This is a genomic window from Peribacillus sp. NPDC060253, from assembly GCF_042727425.1.
Lineage (GTDB): Bacteria > Bacillota > Bacilli > Bacillales > DSM-1321 > Peribacillus.
In genome coordinates this window covers 1-22,054 of sequence record NZ_JBHXAS010000082.1, presented here as the reverse complement: position 1 = coordinate 22,054, position 22,054 = coordinate 1, and the positions used below count along the sequence as shown (strand labels likewise).

Here is a 22,054-nt window from a genome sequence, read left to right as displayed (position 1 = left end):
CCAACGCACCCATCATGACAAAGTTAAATCCTTTTATTTATATTTTTTAAGTTTTTTTTCATTAGATGGGATACTTGTAGATTATCTTGATTAGAAGTGTTTTCTAGATGCTTGATAATTAATTCTTGACGTTCCACAGGATGATTTTGACTTAATTTAGCTTTCGCTTCAATTTTTGTGATTATTATTTTGAATGCTACAATCCCTTTACTCATCCCCTCGATAAAATTGGAATCTACATCATTTAAAGTGTATAGGCTATCTTGACCTTCATATTTGTTTACCATGTCATTTAATGAAACGAATATTACTTTTGGATCTTCAACAATCTCGATCTTTCCATATACATGGATAGACACATAATTCCAGGTAGGAACTGCCATTGTTGTTTCATACCAACTCGGAGATATATAACAGTGAGGGCCTTGAAAAACCAAAAGAACTTGTTGGTTTTCTATATCCTTCCATTGTTCATTTGGGCGAGCAAAATGACCATATAAAGCGTCTTCATCTTTATTTAATGTGAGTGGAAGATGGGTAGCGTACGGTTCTCCATTGTGCTGAGAAAATAAAGTGGCAAAGCTGTTCTTTTCGATAAAATCATAAATCATTTCTTCATCATTGAGTTGAAAATGTTTAGGAATATGCATCATGTTTCCTCCTATTTACTTGTTTTTTCTTTCATTCATCGCTTATATAAGATATTCTACGATGTAAATTGACATCTAAAAAGGTACAATTATATAAAAATAGACATGTCAAAGGTGATTGTAAATGAAAAATACCATTTTTGCGTTTAAGGATGACTCTCCCAAATACAAACAAATTTACGAGCAGTTTAAATTATTTATAGAGCGAGGTGACATACCAGCAGGTGATCCATTGCCCTCCATTCGCCACCTTGCCGACTCCCTTCAAGTAAGCCGCAATACGACATTAATGGCATATGAGCAGCTTGTAGCTGAAGGCTATATACGTGGAGAAGGTCGAAAAGGGTATTTTGCAAATGCTTTAGAGCCACTTTTATTTCAAGATGCTTTAGTCCCACGTCATAAACAAACAAAGTCGGTGACACCGGTCCTGATTGATTTCCAAGCAGGAGCCGTAGATCAAACCCATTTCCCCTTGAAAATTTGGAGGAGAATAGCAAATCAAGTGTTAACATTACAGGAGAGCTTTCAATATGGGGAACCCTTTGGTGAGGTATGCTTGCGTGAACAAATCGCGACATATTTACTCCAATCTCGTGGGGTGAAAACAGATGCAAATTCGATTATCATCGGCAGTAGTACCCAACAAATGTTGATTCATCTTGGACAAATCCTGAAGGGTGATTTCCCAAGCATTGTCGTAGAGGACCCAGGGTATGATGGAGCTAGGGAAGCTTTTCAATTCCATCAATTTACGCTGGAAACATTACCAGTTTATGAAACAGGTGCTGACCTTTCAAAATTAGAACAAATGAAGTCACGGTTAATCTATGTAACACCCTCCCATCAAAGTCCAATTGGAGTGAGTATGTCCATTCAACAAAGGCAAATGCTTATTCATTGGGCTAACAAGATGCAAGGATATATTATCGAAGACGATTATGATAGTGAATTTCGCTATACGCAACAACCATTTCCAGCACTTTCTTCCATTGATTCAACAAGAGTTATTTACCTAGGGAATTTCTCAAAGTCCTTTCTTCCAGGACTACGTCTAAGTTATATGGTGCTGCCAGAGCTACTTATAAACCGTTATAAAGATCAATTTCTTCATTTCGAGAGTACCACTTCTCTTCTTAGCCAGCTTACAATGGCTAAATTTATGGAAGAAGGAGAATGGAATCGCCATATTAAACGTATGCGTCTTGTATATAAGCGAAAAATGCAGTGCATTGTTTCCGAATTAAAAAAGTACTTCAAACAAAATATATCCATTATTGGGGAGCAGTCTGGTTTGTACTTATTAGTTAAGATACGTTTGAATCGTTCAGAAGAATGGCTAATTGAACGTGCTTCCTTTTTGGGTGTTAAAGTGTATCCTACCTCCATTTACTTCATTAAAAATCATTCTGATGAAACAGTTCTTAAATTTGGTTTTAGTAATCTTACTTGCGATGAAATCCAGTTAGGCGTGAAGCTTTTAAAAGAGGCTTGGTCATAAAAAGCACTCCGTCCGTTAGTTGATTTCAAAGAAAAGTACTTGTTCATCACAAAAACTTTGGAATAACAGCAGATTGAAGTGAAATTTGATGTTGATATAGTGAAGGTCTCGTTTTTAGTTAATCGAACAAAAAGATGCACTGCAAACAGTAATATTTTTAAAGGCTGTTCGCAGTGCTTTTTTTAAGACCATACCCATATTCAAACAATCCCGATTATTACAGTAATAAACAGTATAGAAAGAAATAAGGGCATTAATGCAATAGAATATTTCAATTGCAGGACGGTGAAGTGGCCCTTATAGGTCGGCTGATTACTGGCTTTACCATGTGCAATAAATGCAAAGTAAAAACAGCTACGTTCATTTGGAGGTTAAAAATAGTTATATTTGCATCTGAGTGCTTTTTCTTTTGGACATAGAAGGTGATGGAGAATCGATTGAATAATGCCTGGGCAATAGGGGTGTGCAAATGAAATAAGAAAATCGCTCATTTGTTGAACCTACAATTGTAGAAGGAATTAATACAGAAGATGAATTGAAAAGAGATGCTTCTAAAGAAGAGATAGACAAAGGCGATTACACAGATGTAACCACTTTGTCTTTGGATAAAAAAGGTGATTTCAAGAGTTAGGACTTTTGGATTTACTTAACCAGGTCTATAGATTAACGGTAATTTCATAATATTATTCACTTATGTTTAGCCCTCAATCGTGTTAATTTTCTCTTGTGAGTTTTTATTGCTGTTTCTTTACCTTTTAGGCTTTTAGTAATTACTCCATCGCTTTCTACAACAACCAAATTATTGGTTCCGTCTTGATAATTCCTATAGCTAATATACATAATTACCATCCTCTCTTAATACAGCAATGATAAAATGTTCCTTTTCATTCTTCTAAAATAATTATAGGGTATGTTTTTTAAGCCTGTGTTAAAAAACAACAAAGATTGCGAAAACAGCATTGAAAGCTAAAGCTAATTCATCTGTAAAGATTTTTGATTTTATGATAGTGGAGGATTAATAAAAAAAACCCTTCTCAAAAGAGAAGGGCTAATTCGTTATCCGTTTTGATATTTTACTTCATTAATACGTTATCCCTTTAGCTTCTTTCATAAATAAAGAAGGTATAAACCCCTTGTTTGGAGAATATTTTGACAAAAGGGGGTTGTATAATTGCGGAATAATATTGAAATGGATTTATCAAAAGAGGATATTTTAAAAATGATTGTTCAACACCTGGGAGTATTCCCTTTAACTAGTCTAGGGGCTATTAGAGAAGTGATTAGAAGTTCTTTGAAACAGCGTGGGTTTATTAGAGGGGTAACCGAACATTTAAGTGCTGCAACTATACCATATAACCGAAAAATAACTGAAGAAGATATTCGTTTAATAAATGATTGCATATATGACCTTTTATATAGCCGCGTTATCACACCAGGTATTAATGATGATAATCAAGATTTACCTTGGATTCGTGTATCAGATAAAGAAAAACTTAAAAATATATGTATTTAACCAATTATCGATAGACTTGATCAGGCTGTAGGCATTAGGAGTTCTATCTGAAGGTACGAGACTCCTGCGGGAAAAGCGCGTCTAGGGGAGAACCCTTTAGGCGCAAGAAGAGGGCGGACCGCCAGCGGAAAGCGAGTGCCCTACGTTCCAATCAACGTTTACATTGTAAAATCCATAAAAAAACTGTAGGCTAACTCGATTTTCATCGAGTTTGTCTACAGTCTGGGGGAGAGCACATATTAATATGTGCTCTTCTGTCATCACTAATTAATAGTTTAAGTACAGTTCTGCACATTCTCACTAAAATTGAATGGTGAATGACGTTTCATTTGTTCCTCACTAATTGAGGATGCTTTTTTAAAGAAGTTACAATAGATTCCTGTCTAACAAAATTCCCATTTGTTCTGCCACGACTTGAGGTGGATCAGGTATACCTTTCGTGAAATAAGATTCCACTACACCTACGACAGCTGATCCAAAGAATGTAAGAATAACATCTTTACTTAATCCTTGATTTGTTCCTTCTGATATATTTACATCGCTCTTTAATTCTTCAATGACAAATTCCAGGAACTGACTCCGAAAAGCGGAAGCTCCTTTACTCTTTAACATCGTCGAAAAGAATAAATAATTACTTTCAAAGTATTCAAACCAAATAATATTCCCATCTTTAAAATCCATTTCGGACGCGGATTGGCAGAGTTTTCTTAGTTCGTTAATATGTTCTTCAATGAGTTTATCCAGTAGATCAAACTTATCCATGTAGTGATGATAAATGGTTCTTCGGCCAACATTCGCCCTGTCAGATATATCCTGTATCGTAATTTGATCGAAATTTTTTTCAGACATTAGTTCAATAAAAGCTTTTTTTATGGCTTCTTGAGATTTGAGTATTCTTCTATCCACCCTAGACATTGTGAGAGTCACCAAACTTTCATAAAAATAATTACACAATTTTATTAAAATTGAGCAATAAGGCACAAATTGTGATCATTTGATTATTGCAGACATCAAGTTTTCATTTTATATTATACACAGATGTGCGATATCGCATCAATATGTATTTACTATCGGGGCATTATATTTATCCACCTCAGCATAAGAGAATAGTGAATTGAAAAAAGAAAGAAGGGATAAAATGTCAAATCCAAACGACCTTACTCCTGCACAGAAAATGATCGGAGAGTTTGCTCCCAAACTTGTACAATTAAACGATGATGTTTTATTTGCGGATGTATGGGAGCGTAAGGAGCTTTCTCCTCGTGAACGTAGTTTAATAACTGTATCTTCTTTAATAACTGGTGGAAATACAGAACAACTAGGATTTCATTTCAATAAAGCAAAAGTAAATGGCCTTACTGAAGAAGAACTTATTGAAGTCATTACCCATCTTGCTTTTTATGCTGGTTGGCCAAAAGCGATGTCAGCCATAACGGTGGCTAAAGAATTGTTTTCGGAAGAAAAGTAAAAATAATGTTTAAAAAGTAGTTATAAAGAAAGGATGTTTTGTATGTCTAATATTAAAGATAAAGTTGTCATTATTACGGGTGCTTCTAGTGGTATTGGAGAAGCTGCTGCAAAAGAACTTTCATCTAAAGGTGCGAAGCTAGTATTAGCGGCTCGTCGTGAAGACCGATTGTTGAAATTGCAAGAAGAACTTCAAAAGAATGGCGGACAAGCTATCTATAAAGTGACGGATGTGACTGCCCATGAGCAATTGGAAGAGTTAGCCGAGTACGCTCTTAAAGAGTTTGGTAAAATCGATGTACTAGTTAATAATGCAGGAGTCATGCCACAATCATTTATGTTCAAGAAAAAAATCGAAGAATGGAATATGATGATCGATGTGAATATTAAAGGAGTTCTTTATGGTATTGCTGCCGTTCTACCTACCATGCGGGAACAGAAGTCTGGACACATCATTAATCTTTCTTCCATTGCTGCGCATCATGTCTTTGCTGGTGGATCAGTATATTGTGGTACCAAACATGCAGTGAGAGCAATCACTGAAGGTTTACGTCAAGAAGAAGCAATTAGTGGTACAAATATCCGTACAACAAATATCTCTCCAGGAGCAGTGAGCACGGAATTGACAGAGGGTATCACGGATGTAGAGATAAAACAGGCCTACGATGAATTGTACAAAGGCGCAATTGAACCAGAAAGTATTGCACGTGCGATTGCTTTCGCGATTGAAGAACCTGCAGATGTTGCCATTAATGAAATGATTATTCGACCTACAAAACAACAGGCTTAATAGGTGATCAGTTTTTGGAGAATGAATTGCACACGAGCGAGAACATCGTCCTAAATACAAAAGTATTGGCCAATATATGTGATGTCATTGGGAAAGTCTTGCTGGAAGAAATTTTGAACACTCTACACCTCATTCAGAGAAGGCAAAAGGTTTAACAAAAGATGAAACTGCTGTAATCATCACTCATCTTTCGTTCTAGACAGGTTAGCTCAAAGCTTGGTTTGCATTTAACATCGCAATCTATAAAAATTAAAAGAAAGTAGGTTTTATATATGGCATATGAAGAATTAAGCAATAGCACAATCTTTCCATTGGGAGAAAAAGTTGAAGCAAACTTTATCGGGGATGCATACTTACAAATGGTGTTTACAGATGAAACACCACTCAATACTTCAATCGGGAATGTAACCTTTGCTCCTGGTGCTCGCAATAACTGGCACTCACATAAAATTGGGCAAGTTTTGTTAATTACTGGAGGTGAGGGTTGGTATCAAGTGGAAGGAAAACCAGCTAAATTACTCAAAACGGGGGACGTTGTGAATATTCCGCCGAATGTAAAACATTGGCATGGTGCAACAAAAGACAGTTGGTTTGTACACTTAGCAATGACACCGGGAGAAACGGAATGGTTAGAACCTGTCGATGATGAAACGTTTAATAAATTATAAAGGAACGATGCAGCGAGTCAATTGACTTGATGCGTTATTCCTTTATAAAAGTGGAAGTACTTAATCATTCAAGTGAAGAACTTGGGTAATTTGAACAGAATGAAATAATCGACACTCACGCAGCATTAGATATTCTTATATGTTCTAGGTAAACCTGAATTACTTAGTTAAAAGAGAAAACATTGCTTCAATTAGGGAATTGCCAAGGAACCAGTTTTAGAGGATTCTAACGTGTAAAGAATAGATGGGTAAGAAGAGAGAGCATTTCTTCAAATATATAAAAGCCCTTCTCTAATTGAGAAGGGCCAATTTTGATCTAGGTTAAGAGAACTATGATTATTGCATTTTTATTAATACTTACTCAATTAATTGTAGTTTTCACCGGTAAGATGGGTTTCAAACATATCGATGATTTCAAGGAAACGTTCGGCTTCACGGAAAACGTGATCTGCCAATAGTGGATGGATAATGCTCTTGATTTTGCATTCCTCGATTAAATCCCTGGCGGTTTTCTTAAAGTCCCGAAGCGATACAACAGACACACGATTCTGATCTAAAAATTGATCCAAAAGAGGGGCTGTTTGAGATTGTGGTTTCATGGACTCTAAGTCTACAGCCTGAAAGACTAATTGATCAAAATCATTGCTGAAGTTCCGCGCCATATCTACAAGCTTTCTTTCCGATGGATCGAGGAGATGTCCGATAAATTTTGCGTGGTCTGCCATTATTCTTAAAAAGAAAACATTTTCTTTGATAATAGCATCTGCAAGAGGTTTCAATTTTCCTTCATTTAATTCTTTTAATCGTTTTCTAAAATAATTGGCTTCCCGGCTTGTATGATCGACTAAAAGTGGGAAATTGTTTGCCCCAGGCAATTTACAAGTAAGGATCAATCCTAATACTTTCCTTTTAAATATAAAAATCCCCGTTGCGGCTTGTTGAACTTCCGAATTAAATCTTCTAATCTGTTCTGGGTCAGTTTGATTTGTAAAAGAATGAGATTGCTGTTCTATCCGTTCAAATACATGATAAAACTGATTAGCTTCTTCAATTAGCTGTGTATCCTCACACCTGAAACCCAGTCTTAGAAATAACGAATGCTCCTTCATTATTCTTGACCAAAAACGAATTTCATCCAACGAGCGTGCTACAAACATTCCAGATGTATTTCTCATATTAAATTCCTGTGTATTCTCACTCATAAAAAATCCCCCTTATTTCAAAACCATCTTTAAAATCTTATTAACAAGGGGTCAATAGTATACTGCTATGTTACATATTAAATATAGCCTGTAATTATTAAGGTCATTTATCCAACACTTGAGCCTAACCTACAATCACCGTAATGAAACATTTATCCACCGTAGAAGCACTACATAATCGGATGCAAGATGTAGATGAAGGGAAAAACCAAAAGGGGAAAATTTAATATAGATCATCTAGACCCCCGAAAAGAAGATACCCGTGAGATCTTGGTTAAGTTTCCTAAGGATGGATATTACTGAAAAAATATTTAATAAAAGAATTATGTGAATTTTCAAACATGTGGAAATAGAAACAATAATGGTTTAATATTAAAGGAATATTTTTTTTTGGAAGAAGGCGGTTTATTCATGCATCAAGAGGGTGAAAAGCTTCAAAGAGGTTTAAGTAATAGACACATCCAATTAATTGCTCTTGGCGGGGCAATTGGAGTTGGCCTTTTCTACGGGTCTAGTGAAACGATTCAGATGGCGGGGCCTGCAATTCTTCTTTCATATATAGTTGGAGGATTGGTTATTTTTACAATCATGAGGGCTTTGGGGGAAATGGCCGTTGAAGAGCCAGTCTCAGGTTCCTTTAGTTCCTACGCGAATCGTTATCTGGGCTCTTTCGCAGGTTACTTAACCGGATGGACCTATTGGTTTATGTGGGTAGTGGTCGGAATGGCTGAAATTACGGTTGCTGGTGTTTATGTGAACTATTGGTTTCCAGATATCCCTCAGTGGGTTACGGCACTTGTGGTTCTTATTGGCATTACCTTGATTAACCTGATTAACGTAAAAGCGTTTGGGGAGTTTGAATTCTGGTTTGCGATGATTAAAGTTATCGCGATTATCGGGATGATTCTTGCAGGATTAGGAATCATACTCTTTGGTATCGGGAACGAAGGACAGCCAATAGGATTTGAAAATCTATGGGCTCATGGCGGATTTATGCCAAATGGAGTTAAAGGCATATTATTTTCATTAGTTATGGTAATGTTTTCCTTCGGTGGGGTAGAATTGATCGGAATTACAGCAGGGGAAGCTGAAAATCCTAAAAAGTCGATTCCTTCTGCCATTAATAACGTAGTTTGGCGAATTCTGATTTTTTACATTGGTGCGCTAGGCATTATGATGGTCTTATACCCTTGGAATAAAGTTGGCTCAGAAGGAAGCCCATTTGTTCTTATTTTTGATCAAGTTGGTATTCCAGGAGCAGCCCATATTATTAATTTTGTTGTTTTGACAGCAGCATTGTCAGCATTTAACAGCGGACTGTTCAGTACGGGGAGAATGCTTTACAACTTATCTCTGCAAAATAATGGCCCAAGATACTTTAGGAAGCTAAGCAAACATGGTGCTCCGATAAGAGGCATTTTGTTTTCATCTTCTTTCCTATTAGTTGCGGTCTTTTTAAACTATATTGTTCCCGAAAAAGTATTTATCTATATTTCTGCGGTTGCAACGGTTGCGGTCATAACTAGCTGGACAATTATTTTGATTACACAATTAAAGTTCAGACAGTCCAAGACCAATGATGAAGTGAAAAAACTTAAGTTTAAAATGCCGCTACATCCGTTTTCTACTTATATAGCGCTCACTTTCTTAGCACTTGTAATTGTATTAATGGCATTTATTGACGGCATGCGGGTGGCCTTAGTTGTCGCACCAATATGGTTTGGTGTTCTTTATGTAGGATTTAGATTAAAAAAGAAAGATTCATCTGGAAAAATCAATTAAAACAAAAGCAAGATAAGATAGGTGACATTAAATGAGGTTATCGCCTCTGCTTGTTGAGAAAGTAGTATTTCTCAACAAGCTTTTTTTAATTCTTCATTCCCCCCTCCAAAAATTGGTGTGCTGTTCATATTCCCGCTTGCAGTGAGTAGCACTGCTCACTTGCAATAAAACTTCTATTTGACTAAATCTTTAGGAATAAAAGGTGGATTTTATCATCTTCCACAATAGGCCGTGGCTGATGAAGGTGGTTCGATTTTCTAACCAACTTGGTGCAATGGTTCTATAAAGAGCTGTGATAGCAGCTTTATTTGTATTTCAAGAAAAATCACGAAATTAAGACAGATTACCCTGCATTTGTTTGTGCGTTGTAATTTCTGGGCAAGAATAAAGACGAAAATAATAAACCAATAGCTTTGAATAAATGAAAGGCATTTTGGTTCAGATCGAGTATCAAAAGCAGGGATAGTAGCCTGGAATGGTAGCTGATAGAGGAAGAAAATATAGATTTTTATACCAAGTGCTTTACACCTGTTTCGGGGGAGTTTGGCATTCGACTAATCAGAGGGGATTTTTAGCTTTAATGATTAAATGGTGCAGAATATTCTTAAATTCACAATGAAGGTAATTGGTTAATTAAATCGTTATTTTTTAACTAGAAAGGGTAATATGAATCAGTAAGAATCTTTAATAGGCTGTTATAAAAGATAAATCATGAGAATCTCAATAGGACTACCGGTAAACAGTGGTTTTAAGAATGACCCATTAGATTGACTCTCTTTTCATGCGGTTCTTAAAATGTTGCGATTCAAGAATGATGAAAAATATGAAGGACCAAGCTGATATCAACAAAAGGAAACCCTTTGGGAAGCCCTTACCAATAATATAAGGAAGTAATAAAATAATCCGTTATCAAAGGTATAGAACAGAAAGAAGGAATAAGAATGGGAGATTTTCTAGTAAATAAAGCAGGTGCTAAAATTTTTAATGACACCAATAAACACGAAATTCTTAAAGTTCCAGTATTACTAAACGAAAAATCAAAAGGGGTCATCCATCAGGTTCTTTGTCTAGGTTATTTGGGAGGACAAAGAGAACCTATCATCACTATTAAAGAATCAAGTGGAGAAGTTGTGGCATATCGTTTACCTCATAATTTATACGGATGGGTTGCCAATCTAATGGGATTGAAATTAGAGGGAGTTGATATGTTTCCTGCAAAAGTTGAATTCGGCATATTTAAAGATAAAGCATCCGCGAAAATTTTATAGAGGCATCGGCAACATTTAGTGGTACTTCTAGCTTGCTTTTTACTGCCATGGCTTAGCCACAAACAAAAGGTAAATGCATAGCACTAAGCTTGTTTAAGATTAGCCACGTTAAGTATGTTGTAATAGGAAAGGGTGATAAGGATGGAAGCCGTTGAAATCTAATGGAATGAATCATTCATTTGGTAGCACGATAAAGAATTATTGAAATAATAGGATAACTATTGGTCATTAGAAGTTGCGGCTAAACTGATAAAAAGAGACAGCAGTACCGGAATAGTTTCAGGATAAGTATAGATCTTAAATTGATTAAACCGTAATTTTGGTGGGGGAGTATTAGTTATGTCCTATAGTAAGAAAAAAACCCTTCGTTTTTTGATTTGGGCAGGCTGAGTGAAAAAAGTGAATAAACAATCATATAAGGTCCATTCTATATACAAGAATGATAAAAAGGAGATTACATCGTGAAGCCATATGAAATAAAAAATATGATTATTGATGACGATTTTGATGGTGAAGAAACGGTTACAGCTGATTTTACTCACAATTATAAAGATTATAGCGTTACTTTAAAAAAAGCAGATCTTGAAATAATAAATACATGGGTTTTTGAGGATGGTTCAACTCTTCCAGCAAATTTATCAGGTACTATCCTTGAATCAATAAGGGAAGATATTAAAAAGAGAATCTAGTCATATGTACTTGATCTTTTTTGAAGTCATTTTCTTGATCGAAGAAGAATTTAGCTTAGTTTATATTGATGATAAAAGATAATGAGGTAGGAAAAAGTGATTGAAAAATCAAAGAAGATAAAAGACTGAAGGCAAAAGAGGTTCTATCTAAATTTATAACCAAGTTGATTGGAGCGGGTGTGCGAGACTCCTGCTTAGAAAAGCGCGTCTCCGGGAGACCCCGCAGGCGCAAGCCGAGGAGGCTCCCGGAGACCGCCCGCGGAAAGCAAGTGCCCTACGTTCCAATCAACGGACAAATTGTAAAAGCCATAAAAAAACTGAAGACAAACTCGATTTCTATCGAGTTTGTCTTCAGTCTGAGAGGGACCAAACAATTTTGGTCCCTCTTGGAGATTCTTTTTATTAATTGCTATTTATTATTGAAGGTAAAAGCTAGGATCATTTTATGGCTGGATAAACTGCTTCAAAGTATGGTTGAGTAGCGTATTGGTTATACCATACATCTGCGATAAGGTCAGGGTCGCCTTCTGTACCTGGCTCAATAAGTGTTGCAATTGATAAATGACCAACATAAATTCCCTGCTCTTTTAGAATGTTGTGCAAGTTGGTTGCGTAGTTGCGAATTCCAGACATGACAATTCCTGCGTTACCAAGTTGAGGAATTGGATGCATGGAAGTAATTCCTGTGGTGAAAAGAATCGCACCAGCACTTTTTTGTTGCATACTTGGAAATACGCTTTGGACGGCTTCAATTGCAGGCAATAAGTAATAATTAATTTGTTCTGTCACATTTTCCGCAGTTACGTCTAATGTGGGAATAAATGATTCAGGTCCAGAATATGGACTGAATTCTAGTACATCAATATTATGAAAATCTGTTTTTGCAGCTTCTAACGCTTGCTTTAATTGTTCTAAATTTCGTAAGTCTGCTAAATAATATTTAGCCTCAATATTTAAGCCTTTTAATTCTTTAACCATAGCTGATAACTTTTCTTTGTTACGAGCGATAAGTGCCACGTTAAATTGTTCAGAACCAAATTTCTTAGCGATTGCTAGACCTAAACCAGGGCCAGCACCGATAATCGCAATTGTTTTCATTGATTATTACCACCTTATTCATTAAAATTAAAGCAACATATGTTGCTTTAAAGTCATTGTAAAACAGCAAATATGATGGAACAACCAACAAAAATAACAGTTTGTTGTGATATGGAGAAATAGTAAATGAAAGTTCAAAATATCCGTAGTACACCTACACGGAAAACGATTGTGAAGGCATTTACGGAACTTTTAAGGGAAAAAGAAATTGAAAAAGTAACAATAAAAAATATTACTGAACAAGCAAATATAAATCGAGCCACCTTCTATGCTCATTTTGAAGATAAATATCAATTATTTGATGAAATGATAAAGGATTCAGCAACTAATATACTTAAAAAACATACAAAAGAAGTGAATATATGGAATGAAAAGGGAATTGAGTGTTTATTCCAAGCCATTTTTGAATACTTACAGCAAGTAAAAAATAGCTGTCCATATAGCTATCAAAATTTATTCCCATTATTAAGAGTGAAAATGCTTAATGCTTTAAAAAAACATTTAGAATCATTGTTTCAAAAAAGTGATGTAAGTGAAATACATGAATTTAATATATTGTTATATTCGAGGATTTTATATGATGCTGCAGAGCTATTGGTAGTGGAGAAAACGAATTTATCTCAAAAGAAAATTATTAAAGAGGTATCTGCGCTATTGTTAAATAAGTATAAGAGTATGTAAATAGCTTCACCTAAATAAACGGGGCTAGATTAAAACAAGCCAAACACCAAAGGTCGATTCCTTAACGTATAAAGTGTAACCTTTGTAAAGGACATTTTAAAAAAAGCTAGGCAACTTGAAGGAGATGCTGTCTATATTTTGCAGGCGGCATCTTTTTTAGGTTCCACTGTCCTCGATAATGGTTGTAATAGATCATATAACTTTGAATGATTTTGTCGACTTTGTCGTACCAATTCTCAAGTAAACGAGGACTACTTAGAACGGAATACGAAGCGGATACATTGAGTGGCAACCAAGGACTTCCTTTTCCAGAAAACCGTTATGCGAAAGAGCCGATAAATCATTGAATATAATTCATACAAAATCTATGACAATTATTTAGTATATGTGGCAACTAGAGGCCCACTATTTAAGATCGTACATCTTGAATGGTGGGCCTCTTTAGTATCCATTTCTAAATAGTTTATAAAGAAACGATTAGGTTCTGTTTGTTTAATTGATTGATAGGTTTTTAAAATATATTATTCTATCAGTTAAAGTATTGGCACTTCAATTTCTTCTGTAATAGATAAATTTCAACGAAACAAATGTTGATTTTCCATATCACCCTGGCAAGCCCCCCTAATATGATAATCACCTCTACTACAAGGGAGACCCTGCAGGCGCAAAGAGCTCCGAGGGCGGATCGCCAACGGAAAGCGAATGCCTGGAGGCAACGGTCAAATTTTAAAACCTAAAAAAAACTGTAGACAGACTCATTTATTATCGAGTTTGTCTACAATCTGACCCTGTTAACTTAAAACGGGGTTTTTTAATTTGGATAATATAAGATCATGCTCAATCGAGTTAATGTTTCCCCTGAATTGAGATAAGAGTGGGGCTTGTCTGCCTTGAATCGGATAGAATCACCTTTTTGTATTGTGTATTCCTTGTCTTTTACTCGTACAGTTAGTTCCCCTTCAAAAACAGTTAAGAATTCTTCAGTTCCCTCTCTGTGCGGATCCGCGCTTAGAAATCCACCTTCGTCTATCTCGATCGAATAAACTTCAAATCGTTTATCATCTTCGAAGGGAAAATAGGGATAGACCCGATATTTCCCGTTGTCCTCAGATAATGTTTGAATATCACTTCTGTGAACAACTTTTGTATCTGGCTGCGGATTATTTATAAGGGAAGAAAAAGAAATTTTCAAGCCATTTGCAATTTTCCAGATCGTTGTAATAGTGGGGCTCGACTCTCCTCTTTCAATTTGACCAATCATCGTTTTACTTACGCCACTCAACTCTGCAACCCTTTCAAGGCTCAATTTTTTACTTTCTCTAAAGGCTTTTAAGTTTTTTGCAAGGATAAGATTTATTTCCTCCATAAATACACTCCCATATATACAATATAACGATCGTATTGTACAATAAAAAGTAAGTCGTTATACTGTTCTTTATAGGCATTATAACATACATTAAAGAAAGAGGGTTCAACATGCCATTATTCACGTTTTTGCTATATGTTTTTGTCACGAGTTTTACCCCTGGTCCCAATAATATTATGGCAATGCTTTTTGCTAACAAATACGGGTTTAAAAAGACACTTAAATTCTGTTTAGGAGTTGGTGCTGGTTTCTTTGTAATCATGTTATTGTCCAGTTATTTTAATCTTTTGCTTAAAAATTTCATTCCTAAAATTGAATTTTTTATGACAATCCTAGCTGCAATCTATATGCTATATCTGGCTACAAAAATTATAATGAGTAGTAAAAATAAGGATAAAGGTGAAGATGGAGATAAAAATAACCGTTTTCTTTCAGGAATGCTTTTACAATTCGTAAATCCGAAAGGTATTTTATATGGGATAACAGCAGTATCAACCTTTATCATTCCTTATCACACTTCAAATATCAGTTTACTGTGTTTCTCTATATTTCTAGCTTTCGTTGGCTTTCTTAGTACCATGAGTTGGAGTGTATTTGGTTCGCTGTTTCAAAGGTTCCTAAAAAAGTATAGAAGTCAGTTTAATATAATTATGGCTTTGTTATTGGTGTATAGTGCCATTTCGATTCTTGTAGAATAAAATAGGTGTTTTGTTAACCTAGTGCTTTTCTTTAATACTTGGTATGTATCCCTATTGCCCCAACAATCTTTAAATAATACGAGATTGGATACTGTCCAATTACAGGGTTGCTGTGACAGCCCGTATATCGGATATAAGAAAGACAATAAGAACCATTTCCTTATATCTTTGTTGACCAATGATAAGTAAAGGCTACGGAGAGAAGGTAACTAACTTTAGCAGATATTAGTGAAATCTAATTATGGATAAAGGACTTGTTATGAGATACTATCTCTGAATTATTTTTGAGCGTATAAGATCAATAAATAAATATAATAGAAGAAACGCGACGAAAAGAAGCCTTTGGTTCAACTAGAGGCTTCTTTTTGATTGCTTCCATTACGTTAATGAGTCTCGACTTTTATTTTACGCTTTTTCCTTGTATCTCTAGGGAATTTTCTTTTTGTGGGAAGTGGGATCTAGCTTGTAGTTTGTAAGCCATAGTAAACATAGAAAAATTAACTCAAATGCATTCGTAACAGCCGAACTTTCTAGTGGGATGGGGATAGCACTTCCAACAATCATGACAAGGACTCCTAAAAGCATCCAAATCCAACGTGTTCTCACATAAATGTTGAGGCTGATTATCAAAAGGGTAAAGGTTACAATAACCACCATAAGAGGGGGACCAGAAGATTCCTCACTAACATATCTTAAAACGCCATACTTGTAGACGGGTACAAATGTCTTATGCATATTGACAATGAATTCATAGATGATAAGTCCCACCGTAAGAAAAAAGAAAAAATAGAATGATATGATTTTTTCTGAAAAAGGAATATGTACCCTCTTTGCCATTCCCCATCCAAACAAGATCAATGTGGGAGTGATAAAACCATGACTCCAGAAACGAGATGCATTTAACATTTCTAACAAAGGGCCATTACCTATAAACTTTCCAGAGGCAATGATTAAGTTATCCACGATGAGCCCGAAAGTAATTAAGAGGAGAAAGTTTGAAGACGATAAAAAACTACGATCCTGCCGAATGAACATCATTCCCATTATAAAAAGAATAATGTAAATGAATGAATAACAAAAATAGAGAATAGTATCCAAATATATCCCCCCAATTATGTTTTTATCATTATAAAATACATCAAAACAAGTCACAAGAAATAACTGTAAATGAGACAGGAAGGAGTATCAATGTCAGTCATCAAATCTGCTTACTAGGTGTCCAATGGGTCATTTCACATATTGATTTATCTGGAAACTTACTGGTCTGTATCGCATGTATCACATAGTTTGGATCGAGCACAATTACGACTGCTATCAGGCTAATAGGCGTTTTAGAATCTTTCTTTTTCTTTTTGGAGCTGGCACCGCTTGTATCTGTTTCCAGCATTATTATTACGCTCTTTCTAGGTGCCTTGATTCTTGTTATGATCATATATAAATAGTCATTCGTGACTAATGTGCTCATTCTAAGTAGAGATGACATATTCGTCAGCAAAAGGGAGGAAAATGACAAAAACATTCAAAAATATTGGGAAGGAAATGTTAGTTTGTTTTATCCATACAGAAATAGAACTTTCGGAAAGGCGAAAAAACAGGACTACTATCAATTTTGTTTTAGTCATCGTACACCAAGTGATAAATTTTAGGAATGGAGGTATAGGATGAAGAAGGCTATTAAATACGGTCTCATTAGTATCATTGGATTAATGGTTATCGCGTTCGGCGGCTTTTACATTTGGTCGGAGCAAACATATAAACCATCCGATGAATTGTATTCGTTTGTTGGAAAGGGGAATATAAAAAAGGAAAATGGGTTTGTCACATTCCAACCAACCAAAAGCAAGAAAGTGGGCATTGTCCTGTATCCAGGTGCTAAGGTAGAGCCGGAGGCATACAGCTATTATGCAAAAGAATTAGCGAAAGATGGATATACAGTAGTTATTCCAGAGGTGAGGTTCAACTTCGCTTTGTTTGATAAAAACAGAGCTGAAAAAGTTAAAAATGCATATCCATCTGTGGAGAAGTGGTACGTTGGCGGACACTCGTTAGGAGGAGTAGCTGCGGCCGCATATGCGTATGAGAATCCAAGAGAAGTGGAAGGAATTATCTTCCTCGGTTCTTACCCGAGTGACTCTAATGACTTTTCGAAAACGAAAGTTCCTATGCTATCGTTATATGCAGAATATGATGGATTATCTAAAGTAGAGAAGTTCGAGGAGACAAAGCATTTATTTTCTAAAGAGGCAAACATGCATAAGATAGCGGGGGGAAACCACGCCCAATTTGGCCTATACGGAAAGCAAAAAGGAGATAATGAAGCGACTATTTCAGCTAAGGAACAACAAGAAGAAATGATTGTCGTCACAAAAAAGTGGCTTCATGGAAATGGGGAGTAAGTAAGATTCTACATGAGCCTTGAGAGAAAAACATGGGACTAAAGGAATTGGTTGAGGCAGGAAAAGTCAGCTATAAAGGCTGAAAATCGTAAACTCAATCAATAATAGTTTCAGAAACTTGATTATGAACAACTGGGCGACCTTCTTAAGTAAGAAGGCGTCTATTTTGGTTTGTAGTGTTTATCCAAAGCCGGGAGCTTTATTACTGGTAATTGTCTAATAAGAAAAGACACTTTTAATCGGGATTAAATAAACAAGGGTTACAGCTTGAGCTACAACCCTTGTAAGAATTCGATATAGTTTTTATCTTATTAGCTTAAAGGTTGTCCATCAAATGCTTTAACATCTAATGGCGCAGTGAGGAATTCTTTAGCTTTTCCAACAAACGAGGTGAAGTGCTCACTTGAATTATGGCTTGCTACCGCTTGTTTATCTTGCCAAATTTCAACCATTGTAAATTGATTGTCTTTCTCTGTAGCCTTGTGTAGGTTGTAAGAAACATTTCCGCTTTCCGCTCTTGAAGCTTCAATTAGTGGTTGAATCTCCTCTAGAAATGCATCTTGTTTTGCTGGGTTAATATTGAATACGGCATGAATGATAATCATTAAACGTCATCCTCTCTTTTGCTAAGCATCAAATTAATTATTTAAAGAAAGTAAAAATAACATACTTGTAAATATAGTGAATGGATTTATTAATAAATTACTTCCATTGAGCGACTTTATTAATTGGAAGACGAACAGATTGATGACCATTATCAGCTGCTTTACCGATTGAAATTAGCATGACTGGTACGTAGCGCTCTTTTTCTAATCCAAAAGCTTCTGCAATTTTGTCTTTTTCATAGCCGCCAATAGCATTCGTATCATAGCCATAAGCACGTGCAGCAAGCATAAGTTGCATGGATACAAGACCGCCATCAACTAGAACGACGTCTTTCATCTGTTCATTAGTGATGTTTTCGAAATATCCAGCAAATGAGGCTAATATTCCTTCTTTTACATCTAAAGGCATATACCCTAGCTCTACAGCTTTACCGTAGATTTCTTCAGCGTTATCAAAATTTTTCAAATCACCAAATACAGCAATTACGGCGGAAGACGTTTCGACCTGATTTTGGTTGAAGCGAGCAAGAGGCGCAAGTGTTGCTTTTGCCTCAGGACTTTCAATTACAAGAAAGCGCCATGGTTGCATATTGATTGAAGAAGGAGCTAGTGTTGCTAAGGTAAGTATTTCCTCCATTTCTTCTCTACTGATTTTTACGGATTGATCATAATTTTTTATGGACCGGCGTCCTGTGACAATTTCTTTGAAATCATTTGTTAATTGTACTGTTGCAGTCATAGTTGAATTCTCCTCTTTTTATCTTATTTATCTTTAGTGGTTTTATTTTTAGTTATGCTTATTTCAAATGGTAATGAAGCGAGCATTAAACTTGGCTTATGTTTTTTTGTATGCGTGTCAGCATATCTGTTAACTCTTGACGTTCTTCTTCGTTAAAATCTTTAAGCATCAAAGTGACAAAACGAGCTTTTTCGGCTTGGTAGGAAAAAATTTGTTTGCGGCCATGATCTGAAAGACAGACAAGTGTAAATCGATTATCCTCCGGATCTTTGCGTCTTACAATCATCCCAGTAGCTTCAAGTTGTTTTAAATGCCGTGTAATCGCTGCACCGTCAATGTTGACCTCTTTTTGAAGAGCTGTTTGACTCATTTCATCAGCTTGATAAAGCTGATATAAGATATCATGTCTTGATTGACTGATGCCCATACAACTTTCGAATTTTGAACTTATCTGTTTGTTAAGGCAGTTCATTTTATATAAAATAAGAGATTCATTCGAACATGAATTCGTCAAGAAACACCCTCTTTTCGGTTAGTGAAAAATAGTTGATGGCTCAATAGTTGATGCGTCAATTAATATACTACAGACCAAATAATATAGCAAGCATTTATGTGGTGCAATATTTTTGCCTACAACTGTATCCCATTATAAATACAGTCAAACTCCATTACTAGATCATCCTATGTGTTCATTATACTCTTGCATATTTCCTCCTACTCTCCGTATGAGTGAAAATTTCAGCTGCACTTATTCATATACTTTTATGTTTTTCATTTAACCTTTTTATAATTCCTTTAACTGTTCAGTTCGAATCTTTCAAGCTCATTAAATTGTTTTGTCTTTTACAAATGGCACAGGATAATGATTATTAGCCATGTAAATCCCATTCTTTCCTATTGGTTCTGTTTTTGTGACTATGTTATAAAAAAATGACTACTTACAAATATTTAGCTACTGAAATAAAATAAGAATATGCTTAAACATATCTAAAAAAAATCATTTGGAGGAATTAATTGTGATAATTGGAATCATTGGTGCAAGTGGTAAAGTCGGAAGACTTATTACGAAAGAGGCAATTGATAGAGGTTATGATGTAACAGCAATAGTGAGAAATGCTTCAAAAATCACAGATACAAATGTTAACGTTCTTGAGAAAGATATTTTTTCTCTTTCTGCATCAGACCTTAGATCATTTGACGTTGTTGTAAACACATTTAAAGCACCGGATGGCGAGGAACATCTATATGTTGAATCTGGAAAAGTCTTGGTTTCAGCTCTTAAAGAAGCTCCAGATACAAAATTAATCGTAGTGGGAGGTGCGGGAAGTCTCTTTGTTGATGAAGAAAAAACAACAAAACTTATGGACACACCTGATTTCCCGGATTTTGTTTATCCAACTGCGTCCAATGCGGCGAAACAACTTGAGGAATTACAAAGTGCAGATTCGATAACATGGACTTATATCAGCCCTGCTGGTTTCTTTGACCCAGAAGGAAAAAGGACGGGTTCTTATCAAGTAGGAAAGGATCATGTCATCTTAAATAGTAAAGGGCAAAGTTATATTAGCTATGCAGACTATGCCATCGCGGTATTGGATGAAATTGAAAAGCCACAACATGTTAATGGAAGATTTACCATTGTCGGAGAAGCAGAATAAATGAAAGAGCTGTGATCTGTATGCATCACAGCTCTTTCATTTTATACAGATAAACGCTAAGCTAGAGGGAGGAGAACCACTTTCGATGATTGATTTACGAGTTTTATAAACCCTATGTCTACAATAGGGTTGCTTACTGTATATGTTACATTTATCGTTATCTTTACTTTAGCGATACTTTATCTTTGCGAAAGGCAGCAAAATGGAATAGGTATTCATGTAATAACTTGAGAACCTTTGTGTTTGCGTTCAGCTGATTGCAGAAGTTTTCTGAAAAAAGCTAAAGAATATTGAAAAACTGGGCTTTGAATAAACGTATAGATAAAGGTCATGACAAAAACAGGTCCTCCCAAGAAATAACCTGCAATGAGAACTAGGCTTTCTACGATGATCCTAGCCTGACTAACCGATAACCGTGTCCTATCGGAGAGTGAAAGCATAAAACCATCTCTGGGACCGGCTCCAAGCCCAGCTGCTATATATAAACCTCCACCCATTCCAGTAATAACAATTCCAGCTAACAGGATCAAATAGTCCGTCCATGTATGTGAAGCATTGGGGAGAATATCAGACCACAAGAAAAAGTCCATAATGGGACCAATTAACATGGCGTTCAAAACCGTGCCGATATTAATATATCGACGGTCTGCCACAAAAGAAACCGCCATGAGAATCAGACCGCATATTATGCCCCAAGTTCCTATTGTTAAACCATGTTGATCATACAATGCAACATTCAAAACATCCCATGGGTGTAAACCGAGGTATTTTACCTCAACAGCCATCGCGGTTCCCAAACCAAAGAAAATCAGGCCAGAAAATAAAAAAAGGTAGCGGAGTAAAACCATCATTGTATTCACCTCTCATATTGTATATGTAATTTAGTGTTTATCTGGGCTCAAAGCTGCAAGATAAAGGAATTAAAACGCCTGGAAGGGCGATGCTTTACAAGTGATTCATCATACCTCATGTTTCTTATAGGAATATGATATACGAGCTAGTAATACGTTCTTTTTCCACGATGGCAACTTTTTAGCCTTGTGGGCATCAACGAAAAAATATGAAGGGTTAATAAAGACAAATTGCTGTTTAATAAAGAGCCAGAAGGGACGATCGTCTAGATTTGGGAAAGAACTAGTAGTATCAATATCTTAAGATGCTTTCCATACTTGCAACTTAATTTGTCAAAGAGAAAAACGGCACAATGTTCGTATTATTTAGGTGTTCTGTTAAACAGTTTTTTATCAAAGTAAAATTTTGAATATTATGATATATTATAAAGG

At 35.7% G+C, this 22,054-nt stretch carries 22 protein-coding genes; 12 read left to right on the top strand and 10 right to left on the bottom strand.

The features are described 5' to 3' along the window. Positions 1–23 precede the first annotated feature (23 nt). On the bottom strand, positions 24–650 hold the full coding sequence (locus ACFWE9_RS19030) for an FMN-binding negative transcriptional regulator (RefSeq protein ID WP_230159552.1): 627 nt from the start codon (positions 648–650) through the stop codon (positions 24–26). Positions 651–774: 124 nt separating this feature from the next. Between ACFWE9_RS19030 and pdxR the strand changes: the two genes are divergently transcribed. After that, complete coding sequence (gene pdxR / locus ACFWE9_RS19025) at positions 775–2,151, top strand: MocR-like pyridoxine biosynthesis transcription factor PdxR (protein WP_230159553.1); 1,377 nt, start codon at positions 775–777, stop codon at positions 2,149–2,151. Positions 2,152–3,322: 1,171 nt separating this feature from the next. After that, positions 3,323–3,664, top strand: coding sequence for a hypothetical protein (locus ACFWE9_RS19020; RefSeq protein WP_230159554.1), 342 nt, complete (start codon positions 3,323–3,325; stop codon positions 3,662–3,664). Positions 3,665–4,030: 366 nt separating this feature from the next. Here ACFWE9_RS19020 and ACFWE9_RS19015 read toward each other — a convergent pair whose 3' ends face one another. Beyond that, entirely contained in the window at positions 4,031–4,579 is a 549-nt protein-coding gene (locus ACFWE9_RS19015) for a TetR/AcrR family transcriptional regulator (protein ID WP_230159555.1), read from the bottom strand. Between the two features lie 223 nt (positions 4,580–4,802). Here ACFWE9_RS19015 and ACFWE9_RS19010 point away from each other — a divergent pair, with 223 nt between their 5' ends. The 3 genes from ACFWE9_RS19010 (at position 4,803) to ACFWE9_RS19000 (ending at position 6,589) form a co-directional block, all read left to right on the top strand. Next, a complete protein-coding gene (locus ACFWE9_RS19010; protein ID WP_377358186.1) occupies positions 4,803–5,132 on the top strand; it encodes a carboxymuconolactone decarboxylase family protein in 330 nt (109 codons plus the stop codon). Positions 5,133–5,174: 42 nt separating this feature from the next. Then, on the top strand, positions 5,175–5,921 hold the full coding sequence (locus ACFWE9_RS19005) for an SDR family oxidoreductase (RefSeq protein ID WP_377358183.1): 747 nt from the start codon (positions 5,175–5,177) through the stop codon (positions 5,919–5,921). A 272-nt stretch (positions 5,922–6,193) separates the two neighbouring features. Next, positions 6,194–6,589 (top strand): cupin domain-containing protein, encoded by a 396-nt coding sequence (locus tag ACFWE9_RS19000; protein ID WP_377358181.1) that lies wholly within the window; start codon positions 6,194–6,196, stop codon positions 6,587–6,589. A gap of 365 nt (positions 6,590–6,954) precedes the next feature. On the opposite strand, the gene ACFWE9_RS18995 is transcribed toward ACFWE9_RS19000, so the two are convergent. Then, positions 6,955–7,791: a DUF2935 domain-containing protein gene (locus ACFWE9_RS18995; RefSeq protein WP_377358179.1), complete on the bottom strand. Its 837-nt coding sequence runs from the start codon at positions 7,789–7,791 to the stop codon at positions 6,955–6,957. A gap of 411 nt (positions 7,792–8,202) precedes the next feature. Between ACFWE9_RS18995 and ACFWE9_RS18990 the strand changes: the two genes are divergently transcribed. From ACFWE9_RS18990 to ACFWE9_RS18980, 3 genes are all read left to right on the top strand, one after another. Beyond that, positions 8,203–9,573 (top strand): amino acid permease, encoded by a 1,371-nt coding sequence (locus ACFWE9_RS18990; protein WP_377358177.1) that lies wholly within the window; start codon positions 8,203–8,205, stop codon positions 9,571–9,573. Positions 9,574–10,514: 941 nt separating this feature from the next. Continuing rightward, positions 10,515–10,841, top strand: coding sequence for a hypothetical protein (locus ACFWE9_RS18985; RefSeq protein ID WP_377358175.1), 327 nt, complete (start codon positions 10,515–10,517; stop codon positions 10,839–10,841). 461 nt (positions 10,842–11,302) lie between these two features. After that, positions 11,303–11,530, top strand: a complete 228-nt coding sequence (locus ACFWE9_RS18980; protein ID WP_377358173.1) for a hypothetical protein — start codon at positions 11,303–11,305, stop codon at positions 11,528–11,530. A gap of 438 nt (positions 11,531–11,968) precedes the next feature. Here the strand turns inward: ACFWE9_RS18980 and ACFWE9_RS18975 are convergent, their stop codons facing one another. Then, the gene (locus tag ACFWE9_RS18975) at positions 11,969–12,628 is read right to left on the bottom strand and encodes an SDR family NAD(P)-dependent oxidoreductase (protein ID WP_377358171.1); all 660 of its coding nucleotides are present in this window, start codon (positions 12,626–12,628) and stop codon (positions 11,969–11,971) included. A 126-nt stretch (positions 12,629–12,754) separates the two neighbouring features. On the opposite strand from ACFWE9_RS18975, the gene ACFWE9_RS18970 reads away from it, so the two are divergent. Further along, positions 12,755–13,309 (top strand): TetR/AcrR family transcriptional regulator, encoded by a 555-nt coding sequence (locus ACFWE9_RS18970; protein WP_377358169.1) that lies wholly within the window; start codon positions 12,755–12,757, stop codon positions 13,307–13,309. A gap of 811 nt (positions 13,310–14,120) precedes the next feature. Here the strand turns inward: ACFWE9_RS18970 and ACFWE9_RS18960 are convergent. After that, positions 14,121–14,675, bottom strand: a complete 555-nt coding sequence (locus ACFWE9_RS18960; protein ID WP_230159565.1) for a helix-turn-helix domain-containing protein — start codon at positions 14,673–14,675, stop codon at positions 14,121–14,123. A 110-nt stretch (positions 14,676–14,785) separates the two neighbouring features. On the opposite strand from ACFWE9_RS18960, the gene ACFWE9_RS18955 reads away from it, so the two are divergent. Continuing rightward, entirely contained in the window at positions 14,786–15,373 is a 588-nt protein-coding gene (locus ACFWE9_RS18955; RefSeq protein ID WP_230159566.1) for a LysE family transporter, read from the top strand. A 1,198-nt stretch (positions 15,374–16,571) separates the two neighbouring features. Here the strand turns inward: ACFWE9_RS18955 and ACFWE9_RS18950 are convergent. Beyond that, complete coding sequence (locus tag ACFWE9_RS18950) at positions 16,572–16,760, bottom strand: hypothetical protein (RefSeq protein ID WP_377358166.1); 189 nt, start codon at positions 16,758–16,760, stop codon at positions 16,572–16,574. A 274-nt stretch (positions 16,761–17,034) separates the two neighbouring features. On the opposite strand from ACFWE9_RS18950, the gene ACFWE9_RS18945 reads away from it, so the two are divergent. After that, positions 17,035–17,769, top strand: coding sequence for an alpha/beta fold hydrolase (locus ACFWE9_RS18945; protein WP_377358165.1), 735 nt, complete (start codon positions 17,035–17,037; stop codon positions 17,767–17,769). Between the two features lie 311 nt (positions 17,770–18,080). Here ACFWE9_RS18945 and ACFWE9_RS18940 read toward each other — a convergent pair whose 3' ends face one another. From ACFWE9_RS18940 to ACFWE9_RS18930, 3 genes are all read right to left on the bottom strand, one after another. Next, complete coding sequence (locus ACFWE9_RS18940; protein WP_230159570.1) at positions 18,081–18,374, bottom strand: putative quinol monooxygenase; 294 nt, start codon at positions 18,372–18,374, stop codon at positions 18,081–18,083. A 97-nt stretch (positions 18,375–18,471) separates the two neighbouring features. Continuing rightward, positions 18,472–19,113, bottom strand: a complete 642-nt coding sequence (locus ACFWE9_RS18935) for a nitroreductase family protein (protein ID WP_230159571.1) — start codon at positions 19,111–19,113, stop codon at positions 18,472–18,474. A gap of 85 nt (positions 19,114–19,198) precedes the next feature. Next, positions 19,199–19,627: a MarR family winged helix-turn-helix transcriptional regulator gene (locus ACFWE9_RS18930; protein WP_230159572.1), complete on the bottom strand. Its 429-nt coding sequence runs from the start codon at positions 19,625–19,627 to the stop codon at positions 19,199–19,201. Between the two features lie 502 nt (positions 19,628–20,129). Between ACFWE9_RS18930 and ACFWE9_RS18925 the strand changes: the two genes are divergently transcribed. Beyond that, entirely contained in the window at positions 20,130–20,771 is a 642-nt protein-coding gene (locus ACFWE9_RS18925) for an NAD(P)-dependent oxidoreductase (protein ID WP_377358161.1), read from the top strand. 215 nt (positions 20,772–20,986) lie between these two features. Here the strand turns inward: ACFWE9_RS18925 and ACFWE9_RS18920 are convergent, their stop codons facing one another. Next, the gene (locus tag ACFWE9_RS18920; protein WP_377358189.1) at positions 20,987–21,619 is read right to left on the bottom strand and encodes a YczE/YyaS/YitT family protein; all 633 of its coding nucleotides are present in this window, start codon (positions 21,617–21,619) and stop codon (positions 20,987–20,989) included. Positions 21,620–22,054: the final 435 nt, after the last annotated feature.